Raw genomic sequence first — 19,818 nt, 5'->3', positions numbered from 1 at the left:
GTGTCCGCAAATCCCTTGTAGGAACTGCCGCAGGTTGCGATCTTTTGATCTGGCTTTTAAAAAATCAAAGTCAAAAGCTCGCAGCCTGCGGCAGCTCCTACAGGGATTGCGCGTAGCGTTGGGAATATTGATTGGCCATGGCCTGGAGTCTGGGATCCGTTGCGCTCGCCAGCCTCTGACTCGCTACTCGCAGGAAATTCAGGTTGCCACCGGCCAAGGCCTTCTCAAGCCAGAGAATGGCTTCATCGACATTGCCCTCACCCGCCAAAACCGCCGCAAAACTGAACTGCCCGCGAAAATCCCCGCCTTCTGCCGAACGCCGATACCAGTTGCGCGCAGCGACCGAATCCACCGGACACACCTGTCCTTCTTCCAGATAACGCCCGAGCAGATTCATCGATTTGGCGTGACCGGCCTCAGCGGCGCGTTGATACAGCGCCAACGCCTGCGGATGATCCACCGTCACACCACGCCCGGTCGCCAGCAAATTGGCGAGGTTGTACATCGCCCAGTCCAGCCCGGCATCTGCGGCGACGCGATAATGCCGCGCGGCAACCGCAGCATCCGCAGCACAACCCCAGCCGTGCTCGTGACAACGGCCGAGCATGTTGCGCGCCATCAGATGACCTTGCCCGGCGGCAATCCCGAACCAGCGCATTGCCAGCGCTTGATCCTGGGCAATGCCCCGGCCATCGAGCAGGATCTGTCCGAGCAACGCCTGCGCCTCTACAACACCTTCGCCCGCCGCCAGCAAGATCGCCTGAGCTGCACGGGCCGGGCTTTCTTCGAGCATCGCTGCCAGCCCCGAGGCGTCGAGGACTTCCTCGCGACGCAGTTGAAAACTCATACCTCGACCCAGCGACGCAGCAAGTTGTGATACGTCCCAGTGAGGCGGATCAACGACGGGTGATCAGGCATGTCCCGAGTGAGCTGCTGGATCGCTCCGTCCATCTCGAACAGCAAGGCACGCTGACTGTCTTCGCGCACCAGACTTTGCGTCCAGAAAAACGACGCATAACGCGCACCGCGCGTGACCGCATTGACCTTGTGCAGGCTGGTGCCGGGGTACAGCACCATGTCGCCGGCGGGCAGTTTCACTTGCTGGGAGCCGAAGGTGTCCTGGATCTCCAGTTCGCCACCGTCGTAATCCTCAGGCTCGCTGAAGAACAGCGTGGCCGACAGATCGGTACGCACCCGCTCGATGCTGCCCTTGGGCTGGCGCACGGCGTTGTCGATGTGGAAATCGAAACTGCCGCCAGCCGTGTAGCAGTTGAGTAACGGCGGGAACACTTTGTGTGGCAGCGCGGCAGACATGAACAGCGGGTTTTGCCACAGCCGTTCAAGCATTGCCGCGCCGATTTCCTTGGCCAGCGGATGGCCTTCAGGCAGTTGCAGATTGTGCTTGGCCTTGGCCGATTGGAACCCGGCGGTGATCTTGCCATCGGCCCAATCCGCTTCTTCCAGCACCTGGCGGATGCGCTGCACTTCTTCTTTCGCGAACAGGCCGGGAATGTGCAGCAGCATGGCGAACGTACCTGATGGCAAAGGGGTGCCAATGGTATTGATTCTTATTGGCCAAGTAAAACCCGCGAGACGAATGAATCAGTAAAAACCGTAAGGCTAAATTGTAAAGAATGTAAATTCAGTGCGAATAACAATGTTTCGCAATTGATACGAATAACTGTTTACCCTATATTCCGCGACCTCAAATCCTTGGGGAGGGGAATAAAAATGGCACGTCAACCAGCTCAACTACCGGTCAGTTCACCACGTCTGCTCGCCTCTGCAATCGGCGTGGCAATCACCGCCGGCTCCGCAGGCCACATGGCGTTCGCCGCCGAAAAGACCGACAGCAAAGCTGCCGGCAATGCCATCGCCCTGGACGCCACGTCCATCACCGGCGAAGCCCAGGACGCGACCTCCTACCAAGTCGAAAAAGCCTCCTCGCCCAAGTACACCGCACCGCTGGTCGACACGCCGCGCTCGGTGACTGTGATTCCACAACAAGTCCTCAAGGATACCGGCGCCCTGAACATGCAGGACGCGCTGCGTACCGTTCCGGGCATCACCTTCGGAGCCGGCGAAGGCGGCAACCCGCAGGGCGACCGTCCGTTCATCCGCGGTTTCGACGCTCAGGGCGACACTTATCTTGATGGCGTGCGCGACACCGGTTCGCAGAGCCGCGAGATTTTCGCGGTAGAAAACATTGAAGTCAGCAAGGGCCCGAATTCCGCCATTGGCGGTCGCGGCGCGGCGGGCGGCAGCATCAACCTGGTGAGCAAGAAAGCGCACTTGGGCAACTCGTTCGACGGTGGTTTCACCTGGGGCTCCGACCAGACCCAGCGTTACACCCTCGACGGCAACTATCAGTTCAGCGACACCGCTGCCGGCCGTCTGAACCTGATGAGCCACGAGAGCAACGTCGCCGGCCGCGACAAGGTCGACTACGACCGCTGGGGTATCGCGCCATCGCTGGCCTTCGGCCTGGGCACCGACACCCGCGTCAACCTCGACTACTACCATCTCGAAAGCAATGACACTCCGGATTCGGGTGTCCCGTACACCCTCCCGACCGGTGGCTCGGCAGCACGCACCAAGTCCAACCCGGACAAGCCATACGCCGGCGGTGACCACAGCAATTTCTACGGTCTGGATCGCGATTTCCGCAAAGGCCGCACCGACACCGCCACCTTCGCCATCGAGCATGACCTGAGCGACTCGCTGACGATCAAGAACACCCTGCGCCACGGCACCAGCATGCAGGACTACATCCTGACCCAGCCGGACGACAGCAAGGGCAACGTCAACAACGGCAGCGTCTGGCGTCGTGCGAACACTCGGGTGAGCAACACCGAGACCACCACCAACCAGACTGACCTGTTCGGCAATTTCTACGTCGCCGGCTTCAAGAACAGCTTCTCCACCGGTGTGGAATACACCCGCGAGGACAGCCAGAAATCCTCGTACAACGTCAACACCGACACCACGCCGCGTTCCAGCGCCGCGACCACCAACTGCACCCCGTCGATGATCGGCGCGTCGAGTGGCTACAACTGCACCTCGCTGTCGAACCCGAACCCGAACGACCCGTGGAACGGCGCGATCTCGCGTAACTACGCCGGCACCGACACCAAGGCCAACACTTACGCGCTGTATGTGTTTGACACCCTGGAATTGTCCGAGCAATGGCTGGTGAACATGGGGCTGCGTTACGACCACTTCGACACCGAGTACAAAACCTACACCGCTGCGGGCGCCACCACCTCCAAGGGCGATGACACCAGCGAGTTCGTTACCGGCCAGTTCGGCGTGGTCTACAAACCGGCGGAAAACGGCAGCATCTATGCTTCTTACGCCACCTCCGCTACCCCGCCGGGCAACACTCTCGGTGAAGGTCAGGAAGGCAACCCGCTGGGTGGCACGCCGGATCGCAGCGGCAACCTGCTGAGCAGCGACATGGAGCCGGAAACCACCAAGAACTACGAAATCGGTACCAAGTGGGATTTGCTCAATGATCGCCTGTCGCTGACCGCCGATATCTTCCGTACCGAGAAAGAAAACGCGCGCGTGCAAGTCGATACCACGTCGTACGAGAACGCCGGCATAACCCGCGTGCAAGGTATCGAACTGTCGGCCAGCGGCAAGATCACCGACAAATGGCAGGTGTTCGCAGGTTATGCCTACATGGACAGCGAGCAGGTCGATGGCGGCGCATTGAACCGCGCCACCGATGGCAATCAACTGCCTAACACGCCGAAAAACAGCGCCAGCCTGTGGACCACTTACCAAGTCACGCCGAAACTGACCATCGGTGGCGGCGCGTTCTACGTCGACGACGTGTTCGGCAACGTGGCCAACACCACGATGGTCGACTCCTATGTTCGCTACGACGCAATGGCCGCTTACAAGCTGACCAAGAACGTCGACCTGCAACTCAATGTGCAGAACCTGACCAACGAAACCTATTACGACAAAGCCTTCTCGACCCACTTCGCCAACCAGGCGGCGGGCCGTACGGCACTGTTGAGCACCAACTTCCACTTCTAAGGAACCTGTAGGAGCTGCGGCACGCAACTCCTACAAAACAGCAGGCCCCGTTCATTCAATTGAACGGGGCTTTTGTGCGTAATCAAAGAAGCTCTCGATAACCCACGGCATAATGCGCGCCGTGATGACAATTTCCGAACGGACGGCGAGTGACGTGTTGAAGAAAACCCTGTTCCAGTTGCACTGGTTTTTTGGCATCACTGCCGGCCTGGTGCTGGCCCTGATGGGCATCACCGGCGCGGCCTATTCGTTCCAGGACGAGATCCTGCGGGCGCTGAACCCGTCGGTGTTGCAGGTGGAAAAACAAGTTGCCGGCGTGCTGCCCCCCGTTGAACTGGTAGAACACATCGAAGCCACCTCGGGCAAAAAAGTCTCGATGCTCTGGGTCGAGACCGACAGCGGCCACGCGGCGAAAGTCTTCTTCACCCCGCCCAAAGGCGAGCGCCGTGGCGAGATGCGCTACTTCGACCCGTACACCGGCGAGTTCATGGGCAATGCCGTGGGTCAGGACTTCTTCGGCCTGATGCTGCAGTTGCACCGTTTCCTCGCCATGGGCGACACCGGTCGCAACATCACCGGCGCCTGCACCCTGATACTGCTGTTCTTCTGCCTCTCCGGCCTTTACCTGCGCTGGCCGCGCCAATGGAACAGCTGGCGCGTGTGGCTGACCCTCGACTGGAAGAAAAAGGGCCGTGCCTTTAACTGGGACCTGCACTCTGTAGCGGGCACTTGGTGCCTGTTGGTGTATCTGCTGCTGGCGCTGACCGGGTTGTCGTGGTCTTACGAGTGGTACAACAAGGGCCTGACCAGACTGCTTTCCGACGCCCCGCAAAACGAACGCGTACGCGGTGGTCGAGGGCCAGCGCCAGAAGGCCCGGCACCGACCGCCGACTACGCCGCGATGTGGAGCAGCATCTACAGCGCCGCCGGCCCGGGTCTGTCCGCTTACAACATCCGCATGCCGCCCGTGGCCGGCCAACCGGCGACGGTGTTCTACCTGCTCGACAGCTCGCCGCATGATCGCGCGTTGAACCAGATCACCCTCGACCCGGCCACCGGCATCGTCAAACGCGTCGACCGCTACGCCGACAAGAGCTTCAAGGCACAACTGTTGACCAGCATTTATGCGTTGCACGTCGGCAGTTATTTCGGCCTCGTCGGACGAATCATCATCACCCTCGCAGCGGTGTGCATGCCGCTGTTCTTCATCACCGGATGGCTGTTATATCTGGATCGCCGTCGCAAGAAAAAGCAGATCAAGGATGCGCGCAAAGGCCTCGCACAACCGGCCGGTGATGCTCCGGCGTGGCTGATCGGCTTCGCCAGCCAGAGCGGTTTTGCCGAGCAACTGGCCTGGCAGACCGCCGGCCAATTGCAGGCCGCCGGGTTGCCAGTGAAAGTGCAGCCGCTGGCCAATGTCAGCGAACAGGATCTGCGTGATTCAACCAACGCGCTGTTCGTCGTCAGTACCTTCGGCGACGGCGAAGCGCCGGACAGCGCCCGTGGTTTCGAACGCAAGGTGCTGGGCAAAGCCTCGACATTCGACAGCCTGAACTACGCGGTGCTGGGTCTGGGCGATCGACAGTATCAACACTTCTGCGGGTTCGCCCGACGCCTGCATCAGTGGTTGAGCGAACACGGTGGCAAGACGTTGTTTGCACCGGTGGAAGTCGACAGCGGCGATCCGTATGCGCTGCGTCACTGGCAAACCCAACTGGGCCAGCTCACCGGGCAAGCACCGGTCGACACCTGGCAGGCGCCGAGCTACGACAACTGGACACTGGTGCGTCGCGAACTGATGAACCCGGACAGCAGCGGCTCGCCGGTTTATCTGTTGGGCCTTGGCGCGCCGAATACCAGCAGTTGGCTGGCCGGTGATCTGGTGGAAGTGCTGCCGCGCAACTGCCCGTGGATCATCGAGCACTTCCTCGACGGCCTCGGCATTCGTGGCCAGACAACGGTGAACATCAACGGCCTCGAAGAACCGCTTGAAGTGGCGCTGGCCTCGCGCCAACTGCCCGAGCATCGCGCGCATCTGGTGGGCTTGCATGCGCAGGCGCTGGTCGATGCCATGGTGCCGCTGGCCATGCGCGAATACTCGATCGCTTCGATTGCCGCCGACGGTTTGCTGGAGCTGATCGTGCGTCAGGAACAACACAGCGACGGCAGCCTCGGGATTGGCTCCGGCTGGTTGACCGAGCATGCGCCGGTGGGTGGCAGTATCAGCTTGCGCGTACGGCGTAACAGCGGTTTCCATCTACCGAACGAGCCCGTGCCAATGATCCTGCTGGGTAACGGCACGGGACTGGCCGGGCTGCGCAGTTTGCTCAAGGCACGGATTGCCGATGGTCAGCAGCGCCAGTGGCTGCTGTTTGGCGAGCGCAATCGTGAGCACGACTACCTGTGCCGTGCGGAGCTGGAAGAGTGGTTGATCAACGGTGATCTGGCGCGGCTGGATCTGGCGTTCTCGCGGGATCAGGCCGAGAAGATTTATGTGCAGGATCGCTTGCGGGAGTCGGCTGATGAGTTGAAAAAATGGCTGGCCGACGGTGCTGTCATTTATATCTGCGGCAGCTTGCAGGGGATGGCATCAGGCGTGGACCAGGCACTCAACGAGATCCTCGGCGCCGCCGAAGTCGAACGTCTGATCGAACAGGGACGTTATCGCAGGGACGTTTACTGACCCCACTCATTCCCCTGTAGGAGCTGCCGCAGGCTGCTCCTACACGGGGAGGGTGAAATCAGACGGGCTGCAACTTCCGCTCAAACACCGCCCCCCCCATTCAAATCCCGCAACACCACACTCATCTCCCCGCTCCGCCCTTCAATATTCACCTCGCCAAAAAACTGAAAGCCGGCAAACGGCGAAGTGTTCTGTGCCGGCGGTGCCTTCTCGAACACCACCTCTGGCCCAAACGTCTTATCCAGTGGGTTTGGCCCAAAACTTCCGGCGTTCAACGGCCCCGCGACAAATTCCCAGAACGGCTCGAAATCCTGAAACGCGGCACGGTCGGGATGGTAGTGATGCGCCGCGCAGTAATGCACGTCTGCCGTCAGAAAGACAAAATTGCGCACCTGCTGCGCTCGCAGATAACCGAGCAATTCGGCGATTTCCAGCTCTCGACCCTGCGCCGGCCCCGGATCGCCGTTGGCCACCGCTTCCCAGCGCGTCACCCCCGGACTCACCTCGCCATCCGGCACACCAAGACCAATCGGCATGTCGGCGGCAATCACCTTCCATTGGGCTTTCGATTTCTTCAAGCCTCGCTTGAGCCAGTTCAGTTGCTCACGCCCCAGAAACGGTTTCGCCGCCCCGAGGTTGTCGTCGTTGGCCTCTCGATAACTGCGCATATCCAGCACAAACACATCGAGCATCGGCCCGTAACTGATCTTGCGATAAATCCGCCCGCCACCGTCGGCCGCCTGCAAGCGCATCGGCGAATATTCCAGCCAGGCCTTGCGTGCACGGCCCACCAGGGTGTGGATATCTTTTTCCTGATAACGCTCGTCGAGCTGTTTGCCGGGCGACCAGTTGTTGACCACTTCATGGTCGTCCCACTGCCAGATCTGCGGCACTTCGGCGTTGAAGCGGCGGATGTTTTCGTCCATCAGGTTGTAGCGGTAGTTGCCGCGATAGTCGTCGAGGGTCTGGGCAACTTTGCTCTTGGCTTCGGTGGTGATGTTGCGCCACACCCGACCGTTTTCGGTCGTCAGCTGTGCCGGCACCGGGCCGTCGGCGTAGATGGTATCGCCGCTGTGGATAAAGAAGTCCGGCAGGCGCAGGCGCATGGCTTCGTAGATACGCATGCCGCCTATGTCCGGGTTGATGCCGAAGCCCTGGCCGACGGTGTCGCCGCTCCAGACAAAACGAATATTGCGTCGCGCCGTCGGTGCGCTGCGCAAGTGGCCGAGCCACGGTTCGCTGGCGACGCCAGTGCGGGCATCCTTGAAATACACGCGATAGAAAATCGCCTGATCGGCGGGCAGCCCGGTGAGCTCAACGCGGGCAGTGAAATCGCTGTGGGCATCGGCCAACGCAGAGACGACCCGGCGTGGATTGCGAAACTGACTGCGGGTGTCCCACTCGACCACCATCCGCGCCGGACGGTCGCTGCGACTCCAGATCATCGCGCGATCACCTTGCAGGTCGCCCGACTGGACGCCGTCGGTAAGTTGCGGGCGATCCTTGACCGACGCAATCACTGCCGGCGCCAGGCTCGGCATCAACAGACCGGCGCCGACCACTTGCATGACACGCCGACGACCCACATTGAAATCGCTCATGCTGCTCTCCCTGAAAAAGGAAAACTAAAGCACGGGATCATGAATCGTGGATGACAACAAAGATCGCAGCCTGCGGCAGCTCCTACAGAGAACCGCGATCCCTTGTAGGAGCTGCCGCAGGCTGCGATCTTTTGACCTTAAGCTTTTACCGGCTCAACTGCCAACTCGACGGCTTCCGGGCGCTTGACCGTCGCGTAGACCACCGCCGTCAACAGACTCCCCGCCACAATCGCCAGCAAATACAACAGCGCATGGTTGATCGCATTCGGGATCAACATGACGAACAAGCCACCGTGCGGCGCCATCAGTTTGCAGCCAAAGTACATCGACAACGCACCGGTCAGCGCACCGCCAGCGATGCTCGCAGGAATCACCCGCAACGGATCTTTCGCGGCAAACGGAATCGCCCCTTCGGAGATAAAGCACAGCCCCAACACGAAGGCAGCCTTGCCGGCCTCGCGTTCGGTCTGTGCGAACTTGCGCCGGGCGATGAACGTGGCGATGCCCAGACCAATCGGCGGCACCATCCCGGCCGCCATGGTTGCGGCCATCGGCGCGTAACTTTGCGACGCCAGCAGCCCCACCGAGAACGCATACGCGGCTTTGTTGATCGGCCCACCGAGGTCGACGCACATCATGCCGCCGAGCACGACCCCAAGCAGGATCGCGTTGGTGGTGCCCATGCTGTCGAGAAATTGAGTGAGCGCTGCGAGCATGCCCGCCACCGGTTTGCCAACCACGTAGATCATCACCAGACCGGTAAACAGGCTGGCGAACAACGGGATGATCAGAATCGGTTTCAGTGCCTCAAGACTTTGCGGCAACGCGACATATCGACTGATCGCCTTGGCCGCATAACCGGCGATAAACCCGGCGACGATCCCGCCGATAAACCCGGCGCCCAAGGTGCTCGCCAACAGGCCGCCAATCATCCCTGGCGCCAGGCCCGGACGGTCGGCAATCGAGTAGGCGATGTAACCCGCCAGCAACGGTACCATCAACTTGAACGCGGTCTCGCCGCCGATTTGCATCAGTGCCGCCGCCAGCGTGCCTTCCTCTTTGAACGCGGTAATGCCAAAGACGAACGACAACGCGATCATCAAACCACCCGCCACCACCATCGGCAGCATGTACGACACGCCGGTCAGCAGGTGTTTGTAGACGCCCGTTTTCTCCGACTTGGCCGGTGCCTTCCCGTCGCTGGCGGCGCTTTCCTGCTGGCCTTCGGCGAGGGCTTTTTTCAGCGTGGCTTCGGATTGCTTCAAGGCAATGCCGGTGCCGCAGCGGTAGATTTTCTTGCCGGCGAATCGCTCGGTGGCGACGTCGATATCCGCCGCCAGCAGCACCACGTCAGCCTCGGCAATCGCGGTCGCGCTAAGGGGAGTTTTCGCGCCGACTGAGCCCTGGGTTTCGACCTGCAATTCATAGCCCAGACGCTTGGCCGTTTGCTGCAAAGCCTCCGCCGCCATGAAGGTGTGGGCAACACCGGTCGGGCACGCGGTGATGGCGACGATGCGCGGCGCACGCTGCTCAACGGCAGCCGGGGCGGCTGCGCTGGCGACATAAACTTCGGCTTCGTCGGCACCACGGCGCAACACCGCTTCGACATCTTGCAGGGCCTGCGCAGGGGCAATCTGGAAGACCCGTTTGCCGACGAAACGCGTCATGTCGACGTTACCGGTGGCGACCAGCAACACCCACTCGGCCGCTTCGATGGTCGCGGCCGACAACTCGCGCTCCGGGTGCGCCGCATCGACCACTTCGACGCTGGTGCTCCAACCCTGACGCTGGGCCGCCGCATCGAGCAAACGGGCACACAGCACACTGGTGACCATGCCGTTGGGGCAAGCCGTAACAATGGCTAACTTCATGACAAACCCTCTTATTGTTCTGTCAGGGGGCGCACGCGCACGCCCTGTTCGAGCTGCGCCAGTTGCGCGGCGTCGTTGATGCCAAAACCGATCTGCGTCACCGCCATTGCGGCAATCGCCGTGGCCGTGCGCAAGGTTTGCTCGGGCGTGTCGGCACTGAGCAAACCGTGGAGCATGCCGGCCAACAGGGAATCACCGGCACCCACCGTGCTGGCGACGCTGACCTTTGGCGGCGAGGCATGCAGCGCCGAGCCGACGCTGAACCAGTTCACGCCGTCGGCGCCGTGGGAGATCACCACGTGTTCGATGCCTTGCCCGTGCAACTGCGCCGCTGCCTGCGCCTCGGCGGCGTGGGAAACCACTTCGCAACCGAGCGCATCAGCCAACTCTTCCGTGTTCGGTTTGATCAGCCACGGACTGGCCTTGAGCGCTTCGCGCAATGCTTCGCCGCTGGAATCGAGGGCGACTTTCAGGCCGAGGGAATTCAGCCGTTCGATCAGCTCACGCAACCACTGTGCAGTCACGCCGCGCGGCAGACTGCCGGCGACCACCACCGCGTCGTGCCCCGGCGCAATCTGCACCAGACGATCGAGCAATGCCTGCTGCGCCGCTGCATCGACCACCGGCCCCGGGCCGTTGATGTCGGTGATACGGCCATCGCGCTCGGCGACTTTGATGTTGCTGCGCGTTTCGCCCGGCACACGGACAAACGCATCGACAAAGCCACGCTTGGCGAACAGGGTCTCGAACGCTTGCAGATTGTCTTCGCCGAGAAAGCCGCTGACCGTCAGTTGATGGCCGAGGTCGGCCAGCACCTGCGCGACGTTCACGCCTTTGCCGGCGGCGTGGGTGTGCATCTCGTCGCTGCGGTTGACCTGACCGGCAGCCAGTACCGGCAACTCGACCGTGAGGTCCAGCGCCGGGTTGAGGGTCAGGGTGAGAATCTTGGCCATTACAGGGCCTCCACTAATGCACGCACTTCATTGGCGCTGCCCACGGAGAGGGCGTGTTGAGCAAGGGTTTGCGCCTGGGTCAGGCTGATTTCGCGGATGCGTGCTTTCACTTCGGCAATGCTGCGGCCGGACACGCTCAGCTCATCGACGCCGAGGCCGACCAGCACCGGCACCGCCAACGGATCTGCCGCCAGTTCGCCGCACACGCCGACCCATTTGCCATGGGCATGGGCCGCACGCACGGTGATGTCGATCAGTTGCAGCACCGCCGGGTGCAAGCCGTCAGCCTGGGCCGACAGCGTTGGATGGCCACGGTCGATCGCCAGGGTGTATTGGGTCAGGTCGTTGGTGCCGACGCTGAAGAAGTCGACTTCCTTGGCCAAGACCGGCGCGAGCAATGCGGCGGACGGCACTTCGATCATGATCCCCAGTTGCAGATCGGCGACCGGGATTTCCAGACGCAGACGTTCGGTCATGTCTCGCGCCTGACGCCACTCTTCGACACTGCCGACCATCGGGAACATGATCCGCAGCGGACGGTTGTCCGCCGAGCGCAACAAGGCGCGCAATTGCGCTTCCATGATCTGCGGACGTTGCAAGGTCAGGCGAATGCCGCGCACGCCGAGGAACGGGTTTTCCTCTTTGGCGATCGGCCAATACGGCAGCGGTTTGTCGCCGCCGACATCCAGCGTGCGCACCACCAGCGGTCGACCGGCGAGGCCGTCGAGAACGCGGCGATATTCAGCTTCTTGGGTGGCTTCGTCCGGCGCTTGCGGGTGGGCCATGAAAATCAGTTCGGTGCGCAGCAAGCCGATGCCTTCGGCGCCCTGCTCTACCGCGCTGATGACGCCAGCGCTTTCGCCAATGTTGGCGAACACTTCCACGGCGTGGCCGTCGGTGGTGTGCGCCGGTTGATGGCGTTGTTCGGCAGCAGCCTTGAGGCGTTGTTCGCGGGTGTCGCGTTCTTCGGCGGCGCGTTGCAGAGTCGCGGCATCGGCGTCGACATGCAGGCGACCGCGTTGGCCGTCGAGCAGCAACGGCGTGCCCGGCGCCAGCAGCAGCACCGCCGCACCTGCACCGACCAGTGCCGGAATGCCCAAGGCACGGGCGACGATGGCACTGTGTGCGGTGGCACCGCCGCGTGCGGTAAGAATCCCCGCTACTCGCGCCGGATCGAGCCGCGCCACGTCGGACGGGCCGACTTCGTCCATCACCAGAATGTACGGCTGCTCAGGCTCGTTCGGCGTCTGCACGCCACACAATTGCGCCAGCACCCGGCGACCGATATCACGCAGATCCGCCGCACGCTCGGCGAGCAAGGCGTCCTGCAGCGACTCCTGCTGTTTCGCCGCGGCTTCGATCACCGCCATCCACGCCGCTTCGGCGCTTTCACCTTGCTTGAGGCGCGTGTCGACTTCGTCGGTCAGTTCCGGATCGTCGAGCATCTCCTGGTGGGTGATGAAAATCTCGCGAATGGCTTTGGCTTTGCTGCGTTCGATCAAGCCCTGAATATCGCTGCGCACATCGCTCAGCGCTTGCTTGAGTCGCTCGCGTTCAATGGCGGCGGATTCGCCACGCAGCGGGTATTCGATGGTTTGTTGAACTTGAATGTGCGCCGGGCCGATGGCGATGCCCGGTGCAGCGGGAATCGCTTGCAACTGAGTACCGGATGCCGGGGCGATCACGACTTCAGCAATGTCGGCGATGACTTCGTGTTGCTGACTCACGGCGGGCAGCGGCTCGACTTCTTCGCCGAGGCCTTCTTCGATGGCGGCCAAGAGTGCCGGCAAGGCATCGGCAGCGATGCTCGGTTCGGCAATCAATTCCAACACCTGACCACGACGGGCGCCGAGGCTGAGCAGTTTGCTCAGACTCTTCACCGATACGGCGCTGTCCTGACCGTCGACGATGCGCACACGGATTTCGCCATCAAAACTCTTCGCCAGCTGCGCCAGGATTTTCGCCGGACGCGCGTGCAGACCGTGGGCGTTGGCCAAGGCGATGCGTGCGCTCGGCCAGTCGGCCGGCAACTCGCCGCCGAGTACTTCGAGGACTTTGCGGCTGCTGGTGGCACGGCCCAGTTCATGGCCGCGACCTTCGATCAATAACGCACACAGGCGCTCCAGCAAGGCCTGATGCGCTTCGCCGAGGCTGGCCAGGCAGAACAGACCGCTCAGCGGTTGGCCGAGGTAGCGTATTGGTTTGTCCGGGGTGACGAAGGCCAGCCCCGGACGCTTCACGGTTTGTTCGCTGTGTAGCCACCACAAACCGTCGCCCAGCGGCAGCGCTTCGACTTGCTGCAACACGCCGGCAAAACCGTTGCTCACGCAATCAGCCTGACGCAGCAGACGCGCGCCCCGCCAGACCAACTCTTCGAAATCGTCGGCAGCAACACCGAGGCCAATCATCTGTGCGTCCAGCGCCAATTCCTGCGGCGCGCCTTGCAGCAGTTTCAGCAACGCTTCGGGAGAACTGGCGCGACGCAAGGCCTGGCCCAGATCGGTTTCGCCGAGGGCACGGGTCAGCAGTTGCAACAGGCGCAGGTGTTCGTCGGATTTGGCGGCGATACCGATGGCCAGATAAACGATCTGGCCATCGCCCCAATCCACACCCTCAGGAAACTGCATCAGGCGCACGCCAGTGGCGAACACCTGATCGCGGGTTTCGGGGGTACCGTGGGGGATGGCAATACCTTGACCGAGAAAGGTCGAGCCCTGGGCTTCCCGGGCCTGCAGTCCGGCCAGGTATCCGTCGGCGACCAATCCATCGGCGACCAGATGATTGGCCAGCAATTGCAGGGCAGCGGGTTTATCCACAGCCGATTGGCCCATGGATATCTGCTCTATAGTGAGCTCGAGCATGCGATCTCCTTTTTGGCACATGAAGGTGCCAGGTATTGTTTTGGATGGTTGCAGCTTAGGCGCTTGTCAGCTTCCTTTTCAGGGGCAGTTTTGGCGGTTTCACGGCAGAACCGGCCAAAAGCGTCTAAAACGTAGAAAATACGCTTGCTGAAACGTTTAATCTAGATTGATCGGCACGTTACTCGATAATGTCGCATCCTTGAAGTCCAACTTGTCGGATGCGTTGCGACAATGGTCGTCTGCCCGAATCGGGTAGGATTGGCGAAAATCTCGGCGCATGCTCGAAATAACAAGGAAATCCCGGGTTGAAACTCAGTGATATCGCGCGGTTGGCCGGAGTGTCCGTGACCACCGCCAGCTACGTCATCAACGGCAAGGCCGAACAGCAACGAATCAGCACCGCCACCGTCGAACGGGTGCGCGCGGTGGTCGAGCAGCACGGCTTCACGCCCAACCCCCAAGCGGCCGGGTTACGCAGTCGGCACACCCGCACGCTGGGCTTTATCCTGCCGGATCTGGAAAACCCCAGTTACGCACGGATCGCCAAACTGCTCGAACAAGGTGCCCGGGCGCGTGGTTATCAACTGTTGATCGCCAGCTCCGACGATGCGCCGGACAGCGAGCGCCAGTTGCTGCAACTGTTCAAGGCTCGCCGTTGCGATGCGCTGATCGTCGCCAGTTGCCTGCCGGCCGGGGATGACAGCTACCGCCAGTTGCAGGCCAAAGGTCTGCCGATCATCGCCATCGACCGGGTCATGGAACCCGAGCATTTCTGCTCGGTGATCAGCGACGACCGCGAGGCCAGCCTGCATTTGACCCAGAGCCTGCTCGATCCTCAGTTGAAGCAGATCGTCCTGCTTGGCGCCCGTCCGGAACTGAGCATCAGCCAGGAGCGGGCCGCCGGGTTCAAACAGGCCCTCGCCGACTTCAAAGGCGAAGTGCTGGTCGAGCACGCCGAATCTTTCAGTCGCGAATGCGGCAAGCAATTGATGGAAGAACTCCTGCAACGCCTCGGCCATTTGCCGGACGCGCTGGTAACCACTTCCTACGTTCTGCTACAGGGCGTGTTCGACGCACTGCAGGACTACCCGCTCAAATCCCGGCCGTTGCGTCTCGGCACATTCGGCGACACGCAGTTGCTGGACTTCCTGCCATTGCCGGTCAACGCCATGGCCCAGCAGCACCAGTTGATCGCCGACAAGGCGCTGGAACTGGCACTGGCTGCTGTCGAACAGTCGGATTATCAGCCAGGTGTGCAAGCCATCGCGCGTACCTTCAAGCAGCGTATTCACCGGGACTGAACCGTGGAGCTGATCGACAGCCACACCCACCTGGACTTCCCCGACTTCGACGCCGACCGCTCGGCGTTGCTGATGGAAAGCCGCGCACTCGGTGTGCGGCGGATGGTGGTGCTGGGCGTCTGTGAAGGTAATTGGCAGCGGGTCTGGGATCTGGTGCAGAGCGATGCCGAGCTGTACGCGGCGTTCGGTATGCACCCGGTGTATCTCGATCAGCATCGCCCCGAAGATGTCCAGGCGCTCGGTGACTGGCTGACGAGATTGCGCGGTCATCGGCAGTTGTGTGCGGTGGGTGAGATCGGTCTGGACTACTTCATCGAAACCCTCGACCGCGAGCGGCAACAGGCGTTATTCGAAGCACAACTGCAACTGGCGGCGGACTTTGAATTACCGGCGCTGATCCATGTGCGCCGCAGTCACGCGGCGGTAATCGCCACGCTCAAGCGTTTTCGATTGAAGCGAGCCGGCATCATCCATGCCTTTGCCGGCAGTCGCGAAGAGGCGCGGGAATACATCAAACTCGGCTTCAAACTCGGTCTGGGCGGCGCACCGACCTGGCCGCAGGCGCTGCGCATGCATCGGGTGCTGGCGGATTTGCCGCTGGATTCCATTGTGCTGGAAACCGATTCACCGGACATGGCGCCCGCGATGTTCCCCGGCGTGCGCAATACTCCGGCGCACTTGCCGGCCATCTGTAACGCCCTCGCCGAACTGATGAACATCAGCTCGCAACAACTGGCCGACGCCAGCACCGCCAACAGCTGCGAAGTGTTCGGCTGGTAACCCCTATCCCCTGTAGGAGTGAGCCGGCTCACTCCTACAGGGGTTGTGTGTATGGTCTAGACGCGAAACGCGCTGATCAGCTGTTTGAGCTCCACCACCTGCGCCGACAACGCCCGGCTGGCATCTTCAGTCTGATGCGCACCTTGCGCCGTGCGTTCTCCGGCGCGGTTGATCTCGACGATATTCTGATCGATGTCATGGGCTACCGCGGTCTGCTGCTCCACCGCAGCGGCAATCTGCTGGTTCTGATCGACGATCATTCCTACGGCGCCGAGGATGTTTTCCAACGCCTGCTGAACCTTCTCCGACTGCCCGACCGTGCCGCTGGCCATCTGATGGCTGACCCCCATGGCCTTCACCGCCGCGCCGACACCGCCGTGGAGTTTGGCGATCATCTGCTCAATCTCTTCGGTCGATTGCTGGGTACGTTTAGCCAACGTACGCACTTCATCCGCGACCACGGCAAAACCGCGCCCCTGCTCACCGGCACGGGCTGCTTCGATCGCGGCGTTGAGCGCCAGCAGGTTGGTCTGTTCGGCGATGCTCTTGATCACTTCCAGTACACGGCTGATTGATTGACTGTCGCTGGCCAGTTGATTGATCACCCGCACCGACTGATCGATCTCGCTGGCCAGCGCGGCAATGCTGCCCTGCTGCGACTCCACCAGACCACGACCATTGACGGTCTCGTCATTCACGCTATGGGCGCTGCTCACCGCTGCTGCGGCACTGCGCGCCACTTCCTGTGAGGTCGCCGACATCTGGTTCATCGCCGTCGCCACTTGTTCTATCTGCGTGCGCTGCCCGGCAACGGCCTGATTACTTTGGGCCGAGACGTTTTCAACCTGCCCGGCCTGACGCTCGACTTCGCCGACGGTGAGCCCTACCCGCTCGATCAGGTCGTGAATCTTGCGCACCGTGCCATTGAACACTTCGCCCAATTCACCCAGCTCATCGCGGCTGCTGGCCTTGAAGTTAACGGTCATGTCGCCGGCCGCAACCTTGTCCATCATCGCGCCAAGGCGTTTGAGTGTGGTGCGGGTCGAGGCGTAGAAACCGCCGTAGAGATAGAAAATCAGCACAAACACCACCGACAACGCGGCAGCTTGCAAGACCATGTGCGTGCGGTTTTGCGCCAGACGCTGCTGCAATTGCGTGTCGAGGAATTTCAGGGAGGCTTCGTCGAGCTGGTAGGTCTTGTCGATCAGCCCGGTGATCTGGTCATAAAACACCTGCCACGGTGCGTCGAGGGTGTCGGCCATCACCACTTGCTCTTCGAACAATTCGCTGGCCTGTTTAAGCGATGCTTTACTCGTCTCGGCCTGAGCGCTGAGTGTTTCGTGCGCAGCTTTGCTGGAGCCGAGGGCGTCTTGAAGCTTCAGGCCATATTCAGCTTGAAGCTTTTCGATCTGCACCAGCAGTTCATCAAAACGGGTGCTCGACGAACTGTTGAGAAAACCTTGCCCCAGCGAATACGAACCCATCGCCCGGCCTTCGCCGAGGGTCTGGGTAACGGTCGGTGTTATCAAGGTAACGAGTTCGCTGAGCTGGCGGATGTCGCCCTGATTGTCGCGACTCAGGCCAGCCTGACCGGTGATGATCTGGCTGAAAATCTGCGCACTGGCCAGCAATTTGCCGATCAAGGCACTTTTGCTTTGCAGGGAGTTTTCCGCTTGCTGGGCTTTGAACGCGGCAATCATTTCATCGCGTTTGCCGTCGAACACCTTGATCTGCTCGGGATCGTCGGTCATTGCCGTCAGCCCTTGCAGACGCGCCAAAACGGTTTGTTCAAGGGTGGTGATCTGCGCTTCGACATTGCCAGCCTTGCCGGACTGGCCGAGGGTCACGTTGATTTGCACCAGATTGTTGAGCGTCTCCAGATCCCGGCGCAGGCTCAGGCTGCTGCCCAGCAGGTCGAGGCTTTGCAGCTCGACGCGGGTGCCCTGAAATTCGCGATAGGAATCGCGTACCAGATAGAAATTGGTCACCAGCATCGGCACCAGGAACAGCACGCTGATCAGGCTGAACTTCATGCCGAAGCTCAGACGGTTCATCAGCGAGACGGCGGGATAGAGCAAGCTCTTCACTGGAAGTCTCCCTTGGTTTTTCTTGTTTTTATTGGCAGGCGCGCAGAGACAGCAGATAGCCACCATCGGGCGCAATCTCTGTATAGCTCAAATCGGAGGGAGGTTTTGTAACTTAAGGTTAACGAAAAAGATCGCAGCCTGCGGCAGCTCCTCCAGGAAACACACAATCCCTGTGTAGGAGCTGCCGCAGGCTGCGATCTTTTGATCTTCAGACAGTGATCAGTGAATCAGTACTGTCCACAAGGCGAACCCGGCATACCACAGCACCGCCGCGCGCAGCAGCAATTCCCACAGGCAATCGAGGGTGTTGATGCCTTCAGGCCCAACAGCAGGAGCAGGGATCTCCCCCGCTGCCAATCCGACCTTGTTGATAAGTTGTGCAGCACTGATGTGCCAGTTCAGCAACTCATGCAGCATCACCCGGCTGACCGCGACGAAGTTGCCGACCAGAGCAAAACTCGCCGCCAGCAGGCGCACCGGCACCCAATCAAAAGCATGGCGCAACTGCGCAGCCCGCTCGACCAGCGCCGGGTTCTGACCGTGCTCTTCGGCCAGCGCCAACAAGCGATAGGCCAGCGCCGCCACCGGGCCGAGCAAGAAATACCAGAAGATCACCGCGAAGAAGCTCTGATAGGCCTGCCACAACAGATGCCCCTGCACCCGGTCGAGCAATTGCTCGCCGCTGTCGGCACAGATATCCAGATCGCGCTTGGCCACATGTGCCGCCGCTTGCAGATCCTCACGCCGCCAGGCATCGCGGAACGGCCCGAGCCCGCCGAGCAAGTCACCACGCCCCAGGCTGTAAATCACCACCAGCAAATGCACCGGCAGGGCCAGCAGGCCGTACGCCACGGGTTCCAGCACTACCAGCAACAGCCCCAGCAATGCCACCGGCAGCAACACCAGAATCGTCAGCACCAGCCATGGCTGTTTGGCCAGACGCTCGCTGCTTTCGAGTTTATTCAGTTCGCGGATCCATCCGCCATCGCGTTGAACCCGATGGCGCAGGGCCGAGAATTTCTCGATCCAGACCGCCAGCAGTAACACCAGAAAACTCATTGTTCTTCCTCTTGTGCCAGGGCAGCGCGGTAACGCGCCCAGTCGAATGCCGGGCCAGGATCGGTCTTGCGCCCGGGTGCAATGTCGCTGTGTCCGCAAATGCGTGCGCCGGTGATGGCCGGAAATGCGCTTTGCAACTGGCGGGTCAGCACGGTCAGCGCCTGATACTGCGCGTCGGTGAACGGCAGATCATCAGTGCCTTCAAGTTCGATGCCCACGGAAAAATCGTTACAGGTTTCGCGCCCCTCGAACATCGACACGCCCGCATGCCACGCCCGCTCAAGACAGGAGACAAACTGGGTGACCTTGCCGTCACGTTCGATCAGAAAATGCGCTGAGACCCGTAGGTCGGCAATCCCTGCAAAGTAGGGATGTTCGGTGACATCCAGACGATTCTGGAAAAATTCCTGCACTTTGCCGGTGGCGAACTGCGCCGGTGGCAGGCTGATGTTGTGGATCACCAACAGAGAAATTTCGCCCGCAGGGCGTTCATTGAAGTTGGGCGATGGGCAGGCCTGCACCCCGTGACACCACCCGCTAGCGGGATCCAACTGCATACCGATTCCTTCAACGCC

At 61.2% G+C, this 19,818-nt stretch carries 12 protein-coding genes and 1 pseudogene; 4 read left to right on the top strand and 9 right to left on the bottom strand.

What is annotated here, in order from left to right:
* Nucleotides 1-97: 97 nt before the first annotated feature.
* Complete coding sequence (locus PSH79_RS03980) at nt 98-847, bottom strand: tetratricopeptide repeat protein (protein WP_305441345.1); 750 nt, start codon at nt 845-847, stop codon at nt 98-100.
* Entirely contained in the window at nt 844-1,524 is a 681-nt protein-coding gene (locus PSH79_RS03975) for a Fe2+-dependent dioxygenase (protein ID WP_305441343.1), read from the bottom strand. Before PSH79_RS03975 ends, PSH79_RS03980 begins: the two co-directional genes overlap by 4 nt.
* Nucleotides 1,525-1,731: 207 nt before the next feature.
* Here PSH79_RS03975 and PSH79_RS03970 point away from each other — a divergent pair, with 207 nt between their 5' ends.
* On the top strand, nt 1,732-4,047 hold the full coding sequence (locus PSH79_RS03970) for a TonB-dependent siderophore receptor (RefSeq protein WP_305441341.1): 2,316 nt from the start codon (nt 1,732-1,734) through the stop codon (nt 4,045-4,047).
* A 154-nt stretch (nt 4,048-4,201) separates the two neighbouring features.
* The gene (locus tag PSH79_RS03965) at nt 4,202-6,730 is read left to right on the top strand and encodes a sulfite reductase flavoprotein subunit alpha (protein WP_305443864.1); all 2,529 of its coding nucleotides are present in this window, start codon (nt 4,202-4,204) and stop codon (nt 6,728-6,730) included.
* A 58-nt stretch (nt 6,731-6,788) separates the two neighbouring features.
* On the opposite strand, the pseudogene PSH79_RS03960 reads toward PSH79_RS03965, so the two are convergent.
* The 4 genes and pseudogenes from PSH79_RS03960 to ptsP form a co-directional block, all read right to left on the bottom strand.
* A pseudogene (locus PSH79_RS03960) lies at nt 6,789-8,331 on the bottom strand (alkaline phosphatase).
* A gap of 137 nt (nt 8,332-8,468) precedes the next feature.
* Nucleotides 8,469-10,202, bottom strand: coding sequence for a PTS fructose-like transporter subunit IIB (locus PSH79_RS03955; protein WP_305441340.1), 1,734 nt, complete (start codon nt 10,200-10,202; stop codon nt 8,469-8,471).
* An 11-nt stretch (nt 10,203-10,213) separates the two neighbouring features.
* The gene (pfkB, locus tag PSH79_RS03950; protein ID WP_305441339.1) at nt 10,214-11,155 is read right to left on the bottom strand and encodes a 1-phosphofructokinase; all 942 of its coding nucleotides are present in this window, start codon (nt 11,153-11,155) and stop codon (nt 10,214-10,216) included.
* The gene (ptsP, locus tag PSH79_RS03945; RefSeq protein WP_305441338.1) at nt 11,155-14,016 is read right to left on the bottom strand and encodes a phosphoenolpyruvate--protein phosphotransferase; all 2,862 of its coding nucleotides are present in this window, start codon (nt 14,014-14,016) and stop codon (nt 11,155-11,157) included. Before ptsP ends, pfkB begins: the two co-directional genes overlap by 1 nt.
* 305 nt (nt 14,017-14,321) lie before the next feature.
* Between ptsP and cra the strand changes: the two genes are divergently transcribed.
* Together cra and PSH79_RS03935 are read left to right on the top strand one after the other, a co-directional pair.
* Nucleotides 14,322-15,317, top strand: a complete 996-nt coding sequence (gene cra / locus PSH79_RS03940; protein ID WP_305441337.1) for a catabolite repressor/activator — start codon at nt 14,322-14,324, stop codon at nt 15,315-15,317.
* A 3-nt stretch (nt 15,318-15,320) separates the two neighbouring features.
* The gene (locus PSH79_RS03935; RefSeq protein ID WP_305441335.1) at nt 15,321-16,097 is read left to right on the top strand and encodes a TatD family hydrolase; all 777 of its coding nucleotides are present in this window, start codon (nt 15,321-15,323) and stop codon (nt 16,095-16,097) included.
* 56 nt (nt 16,098-16,153) lie between these two features.
* Here PSH79_RS03935 and PSH79_RS28130 read toward each other — a convergent pair whose 3' ends face one another.
* From PSH79_RS28130 to ampD, 3 genes are all read right to left on the bottom strand, one after another.
* Nucleotides 16,154-16,858 (bottom strand): methyl-accepting chemotaxis protein, encoded by a 705-nt coding sequence (locus PSH79_RS28130; RefSeq protein ID WP_370872649.1) that lies wholly within the window; start codon nt 16,856-16,858, stop codon nt 16,154-16,156.
* Between the two features lie 1,545 nt (nt 16,859-18,403).
* Nucleotides 18,404-19,243 carry a regulatory signaling modulator protein AmpE gene (gene ampE, locus PSH79_RS03925; RefSeq protein ID WP_305441332.1) on the bottom strand — a complete coding sequence of 280 codons (840 nt, stop codon included), beginning with the start codon at nt 19,241-19,243 and terminating at the stop codon, nt 18,404-18,406.
* On the bottom strand, nt 19,240-19,800 hold the full coding sequence (gene ampD / locus PSH79_RS03920) for a 1,6-anhydro-N-acetylmuramyl-L-alanine amidase AmpD (RefSeq protein WP_305441331.1): 561 nt from the start codon (nt 19,798-19,800) through the stop codon (nt 19,240-19,242). The genes ampE and ampD overlap by 4 nt, the downstream gene beginning before the upstream one ends.
* Between the last annotated feature and the right edge of the window lie 18 nt (nt 19,801-19,818).

Source organism: Pseudomonas sp. FP2196, assembly GCF_030687715.1.
Taxonomy (GTDB): domain Bacteria; phylum Pseudomonadota; class Gammaproteobacteria; order Pseudomonadales; family Pseudomonadaceae; genus Aquipseudomonas.
This window is presented reverse-complemented; position numbering and strand designations above follow the sequence as displayed.